Source organism: Enterobacter sp. PTB, from assembly GCF_051130085.1.
Lineage (GTDB): Bacteria > Pseudomonadota > Gammaproteobacteria > Enterobacterales > Enterobacteriaceae > Enterobacter > Enterobacter ludwigii.
In genome coordinates, this window is record NZ_JBDKEE010000004.1 from 276,259 (window position 1) to 289,740 (window position 13,482).

The 13,482-nt window shown below is 56.6% G+C and carries 11 protein-coding genes and 1 riboswitch; of the genes, 5 read left to right on the forward strand and 6 right to left on the reverse strand.

Annotation, left to right across the window (positions count from 1 at the left end):
• Nucleotides 1–8 precede the first annotated feature (8 nt).
• Complete coding sequence (locus tag AAIR21_RS07365; RefSeq protein WP_025203004.1) at nucleotides 9–629, reverse strand: TIGR04211 family SH3 domain-containing protein; 621 nt, start codon at nucleotides 627–629, stop codon at nucleotides 9–11.
• A 229-nt stretch (nucleotides 630–858) separates the two neighbouring features.
• On the opposite strand from AAIR21_RS07365, the gene AAIR21_RS07370 reads away from it, so the two are divergent.
• The 3 genes from AAIR21_RS07370 to hldE are packed head-to-tail and all read left to right on the forward strand — an operon-like array spanning nucleotide 859 to nucleotide 6,507.
• Complete coding sequence (locus tag AAIR21_RS07370) at nucleotides 859–2,160, forward strand: inorganic triphosphatase (RefSeq protein WP_032678982.1); 1,302 nt, start codon at nucleotides 859–861, stop codon at nucleotides 2,158–2,160.
• A 17-nt stretch (nucleotides 2,161–2,177) separates the two neighbouring features.
• Nucleotides 2,178–5,036, forward strand: coding sequence for a bifunctional [glutamate--ammonia ligase]-adenylyl-L-tyrosine phosphorylase/[glutamate--ammonia-ligase] adenylyltransferase (gene glnE, locus AAIR21_RS07375; RefSeq protein ID WP_434680568.1), 2,859 nt, complete (start codon nucleotides 2,178–2,180; stop codon nucleotides 5,034–5,036).
• Between the two features lie 40 nt (nucleotides 5,037–5,076).
• Nucleotides 5,077–6,507 carry a bifunctional D-glycero-beta-D-manno-heptose-7-phosphate kinase/D-glycero-beta-D-manno-heptose 1-phosphate adenylyltransferase HldE gene (hldE, locus tag AAIR21_RS07380; RefSeq protein WP_149376008.1) on the forward strand — a complete coding sequence of 477 codons (1,431 nt, stop codon included), beginning with the start codon at nucleotides 5,077–5,079 and terminating at the stop codon, nucleotides 6,505–6,507.
• A 95-nt stretch (nucleotides 6,508–6,602) separates the two neighbouring features.
• Here the strand turns inward: hldE and ubiK are convergent, their stop codons facing one another.
• Nucleotides 6,603–6,899 carry a ubiquinone biosynthesis accessory factor UbiK gene (gene ubiK, locus AAIR21_RS07385; RefSeq protein ID WP_020883634.1) on the reverse strand — a complete coding sequence of 99 codons (297 nt, stop codon included), beginning with the start codon at nucleotides 6,897–6,899 and terminating at the stop codon, nucleotides 6,603–6,605.
• Between the two features lie 117 nt (nucleotides 6,900–7,016).
• Nucleotides 7,017–7,167, forward strand: a riboswitch (FMN riboswitch).
• Between the two features lie 105 nt (nucleotides 7,168–7,272).
• On the opposite strand from ubiK, the gene ribB reads away from it, so the two are divergent.
• Complete coding sequence (gene ribB, locus AAIR21_RS07390; RefSeq protein ID WP_014171649.1) at nucleotides 7,273–7,926, forward strand: 3,4-dihydroxy-2-butanone-4-phosphate synthase; 654 nt, start codon at nucleotides 7,273–7,275, stop codon at nucleotides 7,924–7,926.
• A gap of 67 nt (nucleotides 7,927–7,993) precedes the next feature.
• Here ribB and zupT read toward each other — a convergent pair whose 3' ends face one another.
• The gene (gene zupT, locus AAIR21_RS07395) at nucleotides 7,994–8,767 is read right to left on the reverse strand and encodes a zinc transporter ZupT (RefSeq protein ID WP_014171648.1); all 774 of its coding nucleotides are present in this window, start codon (nucleotides 8,765–8,767) and stop codon (nucleotides 7,994–7,996) included.
• 196 nt (nucleotides 8,768–8,963) lie between these two features.
• On the opposite strand from zupT, the gene ygiD reads away from it, so the two are divergent.
• Nucleotides 8,964–9,752, forward strand: a complete 789-nt coding sequence (gene ygiD, locus AAIR21_RS07400) for a 4,5-DOPA dioxygenase extradiol (RefSeq protein ID WP_020883636.1) — start codon at nucleotides 8,964–8,966, stop codon at nucleotides 9,750–9,752.
• A gap of 69 nt (nucleotides 9,753–9,821) precedes the next feature.
• Here the strand turns inward: ygiD and AAIR21_RS07405 are convergent, their stop codons facing one another.
• From AAIR21_RS07405 to tolC, 3 genes are all read right to left on the reverse strand, one after another.
• Nucleotides 9,822–10,982 (reverse strand): glutathionylspermidine synthase family protein, encoded by a 1,161-nt coding sequence (locus tag AAIR21_RS07405; RefSeq protein ID WP_014171646.1) that lies wholly within the window; start codon nucleotides 10,980–10,982, stop codon nucleotides 9,822–9,824.
• Nucleotides 10,983–10,984: 2 nt separating this feature from the next.
• Nucleotides 10,985–11,650, reverse strand: coding sequence for a DUF1190 family protein (locus tag AAIR21_RS07410; protein WP_014171645.1), 666 nt, complete (start codon nucleotides 11,648–11,650; stop codon nucleotides 10,985–10,987).
• 190 nt (nucleotides 11,651–11,840) lie between these two features.
• Nucleotides 11,841–13,319, reverse strand: coding sequence for an outer membrane channel protein TolC (tolC, locus tag AAIR21_RS07415; RefSeq protein WP_020883637.1), 1,479 nt, complete (start codon nucleotides 13,317–13,319; stop codon nucleotides 11,841–11,843).
• Between the last annotated feature and the right edge of the window lie 163 nt (nucleotides 13,320–13,482).

Sequence of the window (13,482 nt, forward strand, 5' to 3'; positions counted from 1 at the left end):
AAGACGAATTAGTTCATCCAGCGGTCTTTACGCTTACGGCTTGGGATCAGGTGAGGAAGCACCAGACCCAGCACCAGGCCAACGCCCAGCACACCGCCACCGTACATAAACCACTGCATGATGATGGTACGTTGTTTGTCATCAAGTTGCAGATTGGCGGCGTTCACCTTCTTCTGCGCGACAATCAGCTCGTTTTTCAGTTTCTGATTCTCGTCTTTCAGACCGTTAATCACGCTGTCGCTCTGGGCCACTTTCTGCTGCATTTCCGCGGTACGCTGGTTCCAGGTACCGTCGATATTGTTCAGCTTGTCGGTCAGCGTTTTCACCTGATTTTCCAGATCCGGCACGCGGGTGCGCAGGCTTGGCACCGCACTCAGCTCTTTCAGTGGGATCCAGGACGTGCGGCCGGTACTGTCGCGAACCTGACCATAATTGGTCTCCGCGTTGGTCTGTAACAGCGTCACTTCCTCGCCGGCATTGACCGTACCCACGAGGCGATAATTATCTCCAGGGCCACTGCGTACCCAGGTGTTCAGTTCGTCAGAAACGTAACGCTTCTCTTCAGCGTGCACGGCGGTTGCGGCGCTAAAAGCGAGGAAAGTAAGTCCAATCAGGCGTAATTTAAGCATCATTAGTCGTTATTTTCATAAATAGTGGAACGATAGTAGTGGCAACAGTGTCTCTACGCAAAGCATTCGTCAGCAATCAGAATCATCTGTGTCACGACCCTAAACATTTACGCCCGTCAAATTGCTCATTGCGTGGCAATTTGGCGCAAAATACTATGTACTGACAAACAAATGGCGAGGAAGTTCGCCCTCATTGACGCGTCTGTGACGCCTGCAAAAGTACAAGGCTATGGCTCAAGAAATCGAATTAAAATTTATCGTCGAAAAAGACAGCGTTGACGCACTCCGTCAGCATCTGCAGACCCTTTCCGGCGAACACCATGAACCGGTACAACTGCTTAATATCTATTACGAAACGCCAGACAACTGGCTGCGCCGCCATGATATGGGGCTGCGCATCCGTGGCGCGAACGGGCGCTACGAGATGACGATGAAAATCGCTGGCCGCGTGGTCGGCGGTTTGCATCAGCGCCCGGAATACAATATCGACATCAATCAGCCAGAACTTGAGCTGGATCGTTTCCCGGCAGAAGTCTGGCCGGACGGCGTGCTGCCAGAAACCTTATCCGCCGAGGTGAAACCGCTGTTTAGTACCGATTTCTGGCGTGAAAAATGGCTGGTAACGGAAGGGAAAAGCCGCATTGAAATCGCCCTCGATCAGGGTGAGGTAAAAGCGGGTGAGCTTCAGGAGCCGATTTGCGAGCTGGAGCTTGAACTGCTGGAAGGTGAAGTCCAGGACGTACTGAAGCTGGCGCGTAAGCTGGTAAGCCAGCCGGGCCTGCGTCAGGGCAGCCTGAGCAAAGCGGCGCGGGGGTATCATCTGGCCGCCGGGAATGCGCCGCGCCTGCTGAAAGAGACGACTATTTTGCACGTGCCACCGAAAGCCAGCGTTGAGCAGGGCATGGAGGCGGCGCTGGAGCTGGCGCTCTCACAGTGGCTTTATCATGAAGAGCTGTGGGTGCGTAATGTGAAAAACGCAAAAGCGCACGTGTTAGCGGCGATGAGCCTTGTGCGTCATACCCTGGCGCTGTTCGGCGGCATCGTACCTCGTAAAGCGAGCGCTCACTTACGTGACCTGCTGACCCAGACCGAAGCGCTGCTGCTCTCTGATGTATCCGCACAAACGGCGCTCTACAGCCCGCAAAACGCCGCCGCCAGGCTGGCGCTGACCGAGTTTCTGGTGACGCGTAGCTGGCGTGCCTTCCTGGATGCAAAAGCGCAGGCCAAAATTGAAGATAACTTCAAACGTTTCGCGGATATCCATCTTTCACGCCACGCGGCGGAGCTTAAAACCACCTTTGCGTATCCGCTGGGAGACCAGTATGGCGATCAGCTGATCCGACTGTCGCGCAATATCGACAGCATGCTGCTGCTGTCGGGTGCCTATGACGGCCCTAAAGCGCAGGCCTGGCTGGAGAACTGGCAGGGGCTGAAACATGCTATCGAAACCCGTCAGCACATTGAGATTGAGCATTTCCGCAATGAAGCCATTTCGCAGGAGCCGTTCTGGCTGCACAGCGGAAAACGTTAACTCTGGCAAGGAACCCTATAATGCCGCTTTCTTCGCAGTTACAGCAGCAGTGGCAGACCGTTTGCGAACGTCTGCCTGAGTCATTACCGGCGTCATCGTTAAGCGAGCAAGCCAGGAGCGTGCTCACCTTCAGTGATTTTGTGCAGGAAAGTATCACCGCTTACCCGGACTGGCTGGAGGCGCTTGAGAGCACCCCGCCACAGGCAGACGAGTGGCGGCATTATGCGGGCTGGTTGCAAACCGCACTTGAAGAGGTCGCGGATGAAGCGACACTGATGCGCGTCCTGCGCCAGTTCCGCCGCCGGGTGATGGTGCGTATTGCCTGGGCTCAGGCGCTGGAACTGGTCAGCGAAGAAAGTACCCTGCAACAGCTGAGCGAGCTGGCACAAACGCTGATTGTTGCCGCACGGGACTGGCTCTATGCCGCCTGCTGTAAAGAGTGGGGCACGCCGTGCAATGAGGATGGGGTTCCTCAGCCACTCTTGATTCTGGGCATGGGCAAGCTCGGGGGCTGCGAACTGAATTTCTCCTCGGATATCGACCTGATTTTTGCCTGGCCGGAGAACGGCTCCACACGCGGGGGCCGCCGTGAACTGGACAATGCGCAGTTCTTTACCCGTCTCGGGCAACGTCTGATTAAAGCGCTGGATCAACCTACCCAGGATGGTTTTGTCTATCGCGTGGATATGCGCCTGCGCCCGTTTGGCGACAGCGGTCCGCTGGTGCTGAGCTTTGCGGCACTGGAAGATTATTACCAGGAGCAGGGGCGCGACTGGGAGCGTTACGCGATGGTCAAAGCGCGGATCATGGGAGACAGCGACGATGCCTACGCCAACGAGCTGCGCGCCATGCTGCGCCCGTTCGTGTTCCGTCGCTATATCGACTTCAGCGTTATTCAGTCGCTGCGGAACATGAAAGGAATGATCGCCCGTGAAGTGCGTCGCCGGGGTCTGAAGGACAACATCAAGCTCGGCGCGGGCGGCATTCGCGAAATCGAATTTATCGTTCAGGTCTTCCAGCTGATCCGCGGCGGACGTGAGCCTTCACTGCAATCCCGTTCGCTGCTGCCGACGCTGTCAGCCATAGAGCAACTGCATCTGCTGCCGGAAGGCGACGCGCAGATCCTGCGTGAGGCCTATCTGTTCCTGCGCCGCCTGGAAAACCTGCTGCAAAGCATCAATGACGAGCAGACCCAGACTTTACCAGGCGATGACCTGAACCGGGCGCGGCTGGCCTGGGGGATGCACGTCGACGACTGGTCAACGTTGACCGGTCAACTGGATGCGCATATGGCCGGCGTGCGCCGTGTCTTTAACGCGCTGATTGGTGACGATGAAAGTGAATCGCAGGACGATACGCTCTCTGAACACTGGCGCGAATTGTGGCAGGACGCGCTACAGGAAGATGACACCACGCCGGTGCTGGCGCACCTGAGCGACGACGATCGCCATCGTGTGGTGGCGTTAATTGCTGATTTCCGTCTCGAACTGAATAAACGGGCCATTGGTCCGCGCGGTCGTCAGGTGCTGGATCATCTGATGCCGCACCTGCTGAGCAACGTCTGCTCGCGTGCTGATGCGCCGGTACCGCTGTCGCGCATGATGCCGCTGCTGAGCGGCATCATCACCCGTACGACCTATCTTGAGTTGCTGAGCGAGTTCCCGGGCGCGCTCAAGCATCTGATTACGCTTTGCGCCGCCTCGCCGATGGTGGCCAACAAGCTGGCGCGGTATCCGCTGCTGCTAGATGAGCTGCTCGATCCCAATACGCTCTACCAGCCGACGGCAACGGACGCCTACCGTGACGAGCTGCGTCAGTATCTGCTGCGCGTACCGGAAGAGGACGAAGAGCAACAGCTGGAGGCGCTGCGTCAGTTTAAGCAGGCGCAAATGCTGCGCGTGGCGGCGGCAGATATTGCCGGAACGCTGCCAGTGATGAAAGTGAGCGATCACTTAACCTGGCTTGCAGAAGCGATCATTGACGCGGTAGTGCATCAGGCATGGATTCAGATGGTGGCGCGCTACGGCCAGCCGAAACACCTTGCTGATCGCGAAGGCCGCGGTTTTGCCGTTGTGGGGTACGGTAAGCTCGGCGGATGGGAACTGGGGTACAGCTCGGATCTCGATTTAATCTTCCTGCATGACTGCCCGGCAGACGTCATGACCGACGGCGAACGTGAAATCGACGGGTGTCAGTTCTACCTGCGTCTGGCCCAGCGCATTATGCATCTGTTCAGCACCCGCACGTCATCCGGCATTTTATATGAAGTGGATGCGCGTCTGCGTCCTTCCGGCGCGGCCGGCATGCTGGTGACCTCAACGGAGTCCTTCGCTGAGTACCAGAAGAATGAAGCCTGGACGTGGGAACATCAGGCGCTGGTGCGTGCCCGCGTGGTGTACGGCGATCCGTCGCTGAAAACGCAGTTTGATGCCATTCGTCGGGAGATTATGACAACCCCGCGTGACGGCAGCACGCTCCAGACCGACGTGCGTGAGATGCGCGAGAAAATGCGCGCGCACCTGGGCAATAAGCATCGCGATCGCTTTGATATTAAAGCGGATGAGGGCGGCATTACCGATATTGAATTTATTACGCAATATCTGGTGCTACGCCATGCGCACGCTAAACCGAAGCTGACCCGCTGGTCTGATAATGTGCGTATTCTGGAACTGCTGGCGCAAAACGACATTATGGATGAGCAGGAGGCGCAGGCCTTAACGCGCGCCTATACCACGCTGCGCGACGAGCTGCACCACCTGGCCTTACAGGAGCAGCCTGGCCACGTCGCGCTGGACTGTTTCGCCACTGAACGCGCGCAGGTCACCGCCAGCTGGCAGAAGTGGCTGGTGGAACCGTGCGTAACAAAACAAGTGTGATATTATCGCGCGCAAATTGTGAATCTTTCTGGAGTCAGGAATGAAAGTAACACTGCCAGAGTTTGAACGTGCTGGAGTTATGGTTGTCGGGGATGTCATGCTGGATCGCTACTGGTACGGGCCGACCAGCCGCATCTCTCCGGAAGCACCGGTACCGGTAGTTAAGGTCGACACCATTGAAGAGCGTCCTGGCGGCGCGGCAAACGTGGCGATGAACATTGCCTCTCTGGGCGCGCAGTCGCGTCTGGTTGGCTTAACCGGCATTGACGATGCGGCGCGTGCGCTGAGCAAGTCGCTGGCGGACGTGAACGTGAAGTGCGATTTCGTTTCGGTTCCGACACACCCGACGATCACCAAACTGCGCGTTCTGTCGCGTAACCAGCAGCTGATCCGCCTCGACTTCGAGGAAGGCTTTGAGGGCGTTGATCCTGAGCCGCTGCACGAGCGCATTAACCAGGCGCTGAGCACTATCGGCGCGCTGGTGCTGTCCGACTACGCCAAAGGTGCGCTGGCAAGCGTACAGCAGATGATTCAGCTCGCGCGTAAAGCCAATGTGCCCGTGCTGATCGACCCGAAAGGTACTGACTTTGAGCGCTATCGCGGCGCAACGCTGCTGACGCCAAACCTCTCTGAGTTTGAAGCGGTGGCGGGCAAATGTAAGACGGAAGAAGAGCTCGTTGAGCGCGGCATGAAGATCATTGCTGACTTCGAACTCTCCGCGCTGCTGGTGACCCGCTCCGAGCAGGGGATGACGCTGCTGCAGCCTGGCAAAGCGCCGCTGCATATGCCGACCCAGGCGCAGGAAGTGTATGACGTGACCGGTGCCGGCGACACGGTCATTGGCGTTCTGGCGGCGACGCTGGCGGCAGGGAACTCTCTGGAAGAAGCGTGCTACTTCGCTAATGCGGCAGCAGGCGTGGTCGTCGGCAAGCTGGGGACTTCCACCGTTTCGCCGATCGAACTGGAAAACGCGGTGCGCGGTCGTGCCGATACCGGTTTTGGCGTGATGAGCGAAGATGAGCTGAAAGTGGCCGTTGCCGCCGCCCGTAAACGCGGTGAAAAAGTGGTGATGACCAACGGCGTGTTCGACATCCTGCATGCCGGTCATGTCTCTTATCTGGCCAATGCGCGTAAGCTGGGCGACCGTCTGATTGTGGCGGTGAACAGCGATGCGTCGACGAAACGTCTTAAAGGTGAAACGCGTCCGGTGAACCCGCTGGAGCAGCGCATGATCGTGCTGGGTGCGCTGGAAGCGGTGGACTGGGTGGTGTCGTTTGAAGAAGATACCCCGCAGCGCCTGATTGCCGGTATTTTGCCGGATCTGCTGGTGAAAGGCGGCGATTACAAACCGGAACAAATCGCGGGCAGCGAAGAGGTCTGGGCTAATGGTGGTGAAGTGATGGTGCTCAACTTTGAGGACGGGTGCTCAACCACCAACATCATCAAGAAGATCCAGAAAGACAGCAAATAAAGTCAGCCAATAAAAAACGGGCCATCTGGCCCGTTTTTTTCACCCTCTCTTTGCAGGAGAGGGTATCTTCGCAAACAGCCCGTTATACGCGGCTGTTATTCTGCTTCATCAACCGGTGGAATGGCCGGTGCCGGTTTTACTTCCGCTGGCGTATTGCGGTTTTCCAGCTCGTTCAGACGCTGCTCCAGCAGGGCCAGCTTCTCGCGGGTACGCAGCAGAACCTGCGTCTGCACGTCAAACTCTTCGCGGCTGACTAAATCAAGGCGAACCAACTGCGCCTGCAGCGTCTGGCGGATTTTCTTCTCTACGTCATCCCCAAACTCACGAATACCTTTTGGCATAGACTCATGAACCTGACGCGCAATTTGCTCAATTTTCTTCGGGTCAATCATTGTGGCTTCCCTTGATAAGACGGTGTTAATGAACATTGTAGCGCGTCATGCCCCAGGATAAAGGAGATTTTATGTCTGCGCATTGCCCAGGGTAATCAATCGCGTTATAGTTATCTCGCTTATTCTCAGGGCGGGGCGAAATTCCCCACCGGCGGTAAATCAGCGTAACGCTGAAAGCCCGCGAGCGCTTTGGGTCACCACTCAAAGGACAGCAGATCCGGTGTAATTCCGGGGCCGACGGTTAGAGTCCGGATGGGAGAGAGTAACGATCAAGTCGGGCCTGGCCCGCTCACGTTATCTTTTTGCCGCTAATACGGCGCTCCTAAGACTGCCCTGATTCTGGTAACCATAATGTTAATGAGGTTTTTTTACCATGAATCAGACGCTACTTTCCTCTTTTGGCACTTCTATTGAACGTGTTGAACATGCACTGGATGCACTGCGCGAAGGCCGCGGCGTAATGGTGCTTGACGATGAAAACCGTGAAAATGAAGGCGACATGATTTTCGCCGCCGAAAACATGACCGTTGAGCAGATGGCGCTGACCATCCGTCACGGTAGCGGCATCGTGTGCCTGTGTATCAACGAAGACCGTCGTAAGCAGCTCGACCTGCCCATGATGGTTGAAAACAACACCAGCGCCTTTGGAACCGGTTTTACCGTGACCATCGAAGCGGCACATGGCGTGACCACCGGCGTGTCGGCGGCTGACCGTCTGACCACCGTACGTGCCGCGATTGCCGATGATGCGAAGCCATCAGACCTGCATCGTCCAGGCCACGTCTTCCCGTTGCGTGCGCAGGCTGGCGGTGTATTGACCCGTGGCGGTCACACCGAAGCGACCATTGACCTCGTGACCCTGGCAGGCTTTAAACCTGCGGGCGTACTGTGTGAACTCACCAACGACGATGGCACCATGGCACGTGCGCCGGAGTGCATCACCTTTGCCCGTCTGCATAATATGCCCGTGGTGACGATTGAAGATCTGGTGGAGTATCGCCAGGCGCACGCGCGCAAAGCCAGCTGAAAGGGCTGATGTGAAAAAGCCGGGGAAACCCGGCTTTTTTGTTGTGAGACGTTAATGCGCGATTGTCTTAGCCGATCCCTGCCGTTTGCAGCAGCACCAGGCTCAAGCCCATCACCGACATGCCGCACAGCACGCCATAGCTCGGGTTATTATTCGGATCGATCTCTTTCGCCAGCGGCATCAGCTCATCCACGGAGAGCGCCACCATTATCCCGGCCACGGCGGCCATGATAGCGGCCATCACCACAGGCGAGACCAGGCTGCCCAGAATCAACCACGCCAGCACGCCGCCGAGAATTTCGGCCATCCCCGAGATCCCCGCCCAGAAGACCGCGGTCCGTTTCGAGCCCGTGGCGGCATAAACCGGCCCGGCCACCGCCAGACCTTCAGGAATATTGTGCAAAGCTACCGCCAGGGCGATACCAAAGCCCATCTCCAGATTGCTGCTGGCGGTGACATAGGTTGCCACGCCTTCCGGGAAGTTGTGCAGGCTTATGCCGAGCGTTAACAGAATGGCCGTGCGCTTAATATTGCGCGGCATCGGGGTCACGCTTTTTTGCATTAAATCCTGCGGATGCGCGTGCGGCAGCATGCGGTCGAGGGCAAAGTAACCAAGCAGGCCGAATACAAACATGCCATATCCCAGCACCGGAGACATGCCTTCGGTGCCCAGTGCGGCAGGGAGCATCTCCATCAGAGAGATGAGCAGCATGATCCCGGCAGCAAAGCCCAATGAGAAGGCCAGCACGCGGTTAGACGGCTTTTGACCAAGCACACCGAGAATGGCACCGATGAACGTTGCGGCGCCCGCCAGTATAGTCAGGATCAAGGGGACTGACATGCATTGCTCCTTATGATAATGATTATCATTAATATTAATGGTTCATTTCGGTCAAAGCGAGAGGCGAAACCCTGCTTTACACATTCCTTACATTCAAATTTCCTGATGATGATCTTCACGCTTATCAGCGTTCATCCGGGCGAGATTGCGCGTAATGTAGAACCATTAAATCGACACCTTCTGTAAGGATATCACCATGACTTCTTCCCGTATGCCAGCACTGTTTTTAGGCCACGGTAGCCCAATGAACGTTCTGGAAGACAACGTCTATACCCGAGTATGGCGTCATCTGGGCGAGACGCTACCGCGTCCGAAAGCGATTGTGGTGGTGTCTGCGCACTGGTTTACCCGGGGCACGGGCGTGACCGCAATGGAAACGCCAAAAACCATTCATGATTTCGGTGGCTTCCCGCAGGCGTTGTACGACACGCACTATCCGGCACCCGGCTCGCCAGCGCTGGCCCGACAGCTGGTGGAATTACTCGCGCCTGTGCCTGTGGCGCTGGATAACGAAGCCTGGGGCTTTGACCATGGCTCGTGGGGCGTACTGATAAAGATGTATCCCGAGGCGGACATCCCAATGGTGCAGTTGAGTATCGACAGCACTAAACCGGCGGCCTGGCACCTGGAGATGGGGCGAAAACTGGCGACCTTACGCGACGAGGGCATCATGCTGATCGCAAGCGGCAACGTGGTACACAACCTGCGTACAGCGCGCTGGCACGGTGAGAACACGCCATACCCGTGGGCGACATCTTTTAACGATTACGTGAAAGCAAATCTGACCTGGCAAGGGCCGGTTGAGGAGCATCCGCTGGTGAACTATCTGGATCACGAAGGCGGTTCACTCTCTAACCCGACGCCGGAACACTTCCTGCCGTTGCTGTATGTACTGGGCGCGTGGGATGGTCAGGAGCCGATCAGCATACCGGTCGATGGCATTGAGATGGGAAGCTTAAGTATGTTGTCGGTGCAGATTGGATAACGTATGCATGCCTTTCCCAAAGAGAAAGGGCCGGGGTGAGGGCTTCCGCTCGCACCCCGGCACACCCGATCACTCGACGAAAATGTGCGGATAGAACCGTGACAGATCCTGCGTGATCAGCGCGCGATCTTCGCGGATGCCAATCCCGGCTGGCTGATCGTTGATGAGCCAGCTGCCAATCAGGGTATAGCTGTCACCAAACTTCGGCAGTTGATAAAACGCCTGGACGATCATTCCTTCCTCGCCGTAAGGCCCTTCAACGGCTTCCAGCGTTTTGCCATTTTCGATAATCGACACGTTCGCCCCTTCGCGGGAGAAGATCGGTTTAACGACGTATTTCTCCATCGGCGGGTGATCGTCTTCCGCAAAGTAAGCCGGCAGCAGGTTCGGATGGTTCGGGAACATCTCCCACAGCATCGGCAGCAGGGCTTTGTTGGAGATAATGCTCTTCCATGCCGGCTCCAGCCAGCGCACGCCGGCGTCTTCCAGCTTGGTGGAGAACATTTCACGCAGCATGTATTCCCACGGGTAGAGCTTGAACAGGTTGCTTATCACCTGATCCTGCAGGTCAGTAAACTGACCTTTCTCACCCAGGCCGATATCTTCGATATAGAGAAACTCGGTCGCCACTTCAGCTTCGGCCGCGCAGTCCTGCAGATATTGCACCGTGCCACGGTCTTCTTCCGTGTCGCGGCAGCAGGCAAGGTGCAGCAGATTAAAACCATGCTGTTCGCGCAGTTCGGCGAAACGCTCAATCAGCTTTTCCTGCAGGCTGTTGAACTGGTCGCTGCCTTGCGGCAGGTTGCCGGCATTGGCCTGGTCTTCCAGCCAGATCCACTGGAAGAACGCCGCTTCGTACAGCGAGGTTGGCGTATCAGCATTGTTTTCCAGAAGTTTAGGATCGCCCACGCCGTCCCACGCCAGATCCAGACGTGAGTAAAGCGAAGGCTGGTGGGTTTTCCACGACTGGCGGACGAAACTCCAGGTGTGCTTCGGAATGCGGAACTTCGCCATCAGCGCGTCGCTGTCGATGACTTTATCCACCACTTTCAGGCACATCTGGTGCAGCTCGGCGGTCACCTCTTCCAGTTTCTCAACCTGGGCAAGCGTGAGCTTGTAGTAAGCGTCTTCACACCAGTATGGCTCGCCGTACATCGTGTGGAAGTTAAAACCGTATTCGGTCGCTTTTTCGCGCCAGTCCGGGCGCTCGGTGATACTGACTCGTTCCATGATCAGCCGCCCATTGAGCGAGTGGACGTGCCTGACGCGCTACGCTGCATGCTGGTCTGTTTCGCCACAGACTCACCGAACCCGCCACGGGTAATGGTGCTGGTGGTCGCGGGTTTCGGAGCCATCGCCGTTTTCGGTACGGTTACGGAGCGGCCAGGGGTGGCTGCGCCATAGCCTTTGCCGCTGGCATCGGTATATTGACCATAAGCCGGGCTGGCCGGGTTTTTCGAGCTAAACAGCGGCTGCTGCTGGTAACCCGCACCACCACTCATCAGGCGGCCCATCATGTAACCTGCCATCAGCGGCATCCAGAAACTGCCGCTGGACTGGGCCTGTGCCTGGTTTTCAGGGGCCGTGCCTGCCTGAGCCGGTGCCTGCTGGCACTGACCTTCACCGAACTCTGCCACGCAGTCTTCACGTGAAGCATATTTCGGCGCAGTGCGTTCCGCCTCTTTCAGGGCGTTGGTATATGCCGTTTTACATTCTGCGGCGTTGCCGGTTGCAGCAGAACAGTCGTCCGCGTTTTGATAAAGCGAAACTGTTTCATCGCTTTTCTCACAGCCTGCCAGCATAAAGACAGCCGTGACGGCCAGCGCAACAGGGGTGAGATGACGCGCGTTCCAGCTTTTGCGGAACGAAGCGTGATTGATAGATTTTGTCCGTTTCATCGTTGTCTTCCTGGACCCAGTGGTAATAACGCTCAGGATAGAGGATGAGTGGTTGAAAATGAAGCGATGATGGCCGGAATGAGGGGGATCTTTACGTTGGCTTACGTTCAGGTGTGATTTGCGTACGCCCTCTCCCGAAAGGAGAGGGGTATGGCGAGGGCATCAGGCCGCAGTGGGCCCGATGACATGCTTAATTGCGGAACGGATTGTTACCGCTGCTGGCGGGTGCAGTCGTACGTGCGGCAGCTGGCTGCGCGGCAGGTGCAGCACCGTTACCGTTGAAGTTATCAACGGCGGCAACCTGCTCAGGGTTCTCTGGCGCAACATTTTCCGGAGAAGTAGAGACAGGTTTACCCAGGGTGCTGTTCAGCATCTGCAGATCCTGCTCGTTCAACGTACCCAGCGCCTGTTTGATGTTCAGCTGGTTAATCAGGTACTGATAACGTGCGCTGGAGAGCTGCTGTTTCGCGTTGTACAGCGTGGTGGTTGCGTCCAGGACGTCAACGATGGTACGCGTACCCACGGAGTAACCCGCTTCCATGGCATCAAGAGAGCTCTGCGCAGACACAACGGCCTGTTTGTAGGCGTTGATGCTGCTGATAGAGGCATTCACGTTGTTGAAGGACGAACGAACGGTCTGTACCACGTTGCGGTGGGCACTTTCCAGCTGTTCGCTCGCGCCAACAAAGTTGTACTGCGCCTGTTTCACCTGAGAGGTCACCTGGCCGCCCTGGTACAGTGGCAGCGAGAAGTTCAGACCCACTTTGTTCTGACCCATGTTGCTGTCGTCGTACTGGGACGTGTTCGTTTTAGAACCACTGTAAGTGGTATCAGACACGCCGGTAGACGCGCTCAGGCTCAGGGTCGGCAGGTGGCCGTCCTGTGCCTGACGGATTTGCTCGCGGGCCAAATCCTGGCTCAGACGCGCCTGCAGTAACGTCAGGTTGCGGTTTTCCGCTTCTTTCAGCAGGGCGTTAACGGCCTGCGGTTTATCCGTTTTGAAGCTGTCGACGTTCAGCGACGCCAGCTCAGGGTAGTAATTCCCGGTAACCTGACGCAGGGATTCCAGCGCGTTATCGAGGTTATTACGTGCGGTCACTTCGTTGGCCAGGACGCTATCGTATTGTGAACGGGCGTTCTGAACGTCAGTGATTGCCACCAGACCCACGTTGAAACGCTGGGTGGTTTGATCTAACTGGCGGTAAATCGCCTGTTTCTGCGCTTCGGTGTAGGAGAGCGAGTCAATTGCGCTCAGCACGTTGAAGTATGCGGTGGCGGTGTTCAGGATCAGCGTCTGCTGATCGGTCTGATACGTCACATCCTGGATGCCCGCGCTCTTTTCCTGCAGGGTCAGGGCGCGCCATTTGGACATATCAAACAGCGTCTGTGTTAATTGCAGTGAGGCGCTGGTAGCATTGGAGTTAACGCCATTGGCGTCGCGGAAGCCGTTGCTGTAGGTATAATCTGCACCTAAACCTAACTGTGGCAGCAATGGGCTACGCGCTTCGTTAATCTTTTCAAACGCAGCATCACGATCGGCCGCTGATTTACGTAAATCAGGGTTGCCCAGACGTGCCTGCTGGTAGACCTGTAACAGGTTTTCCGCCTGGCTCATTGCACTGAAGCCCGTCAGGCTCAGGCCGATAAGGATGGGGAGCAATTTCTTCATTTGCATTCCTTGTTGTGAAGCAGTATTAGCGCTGATCTAATTAAAAAATAATTGCCGATTCTAACAGAATCTTCCATACCAAAAGGTTGGCGTTACGTGCCATCTGGCGGTAATTTGCACCAATCTACCATATAGCCTTACAAACGGCAGCCAAACAGCCTTG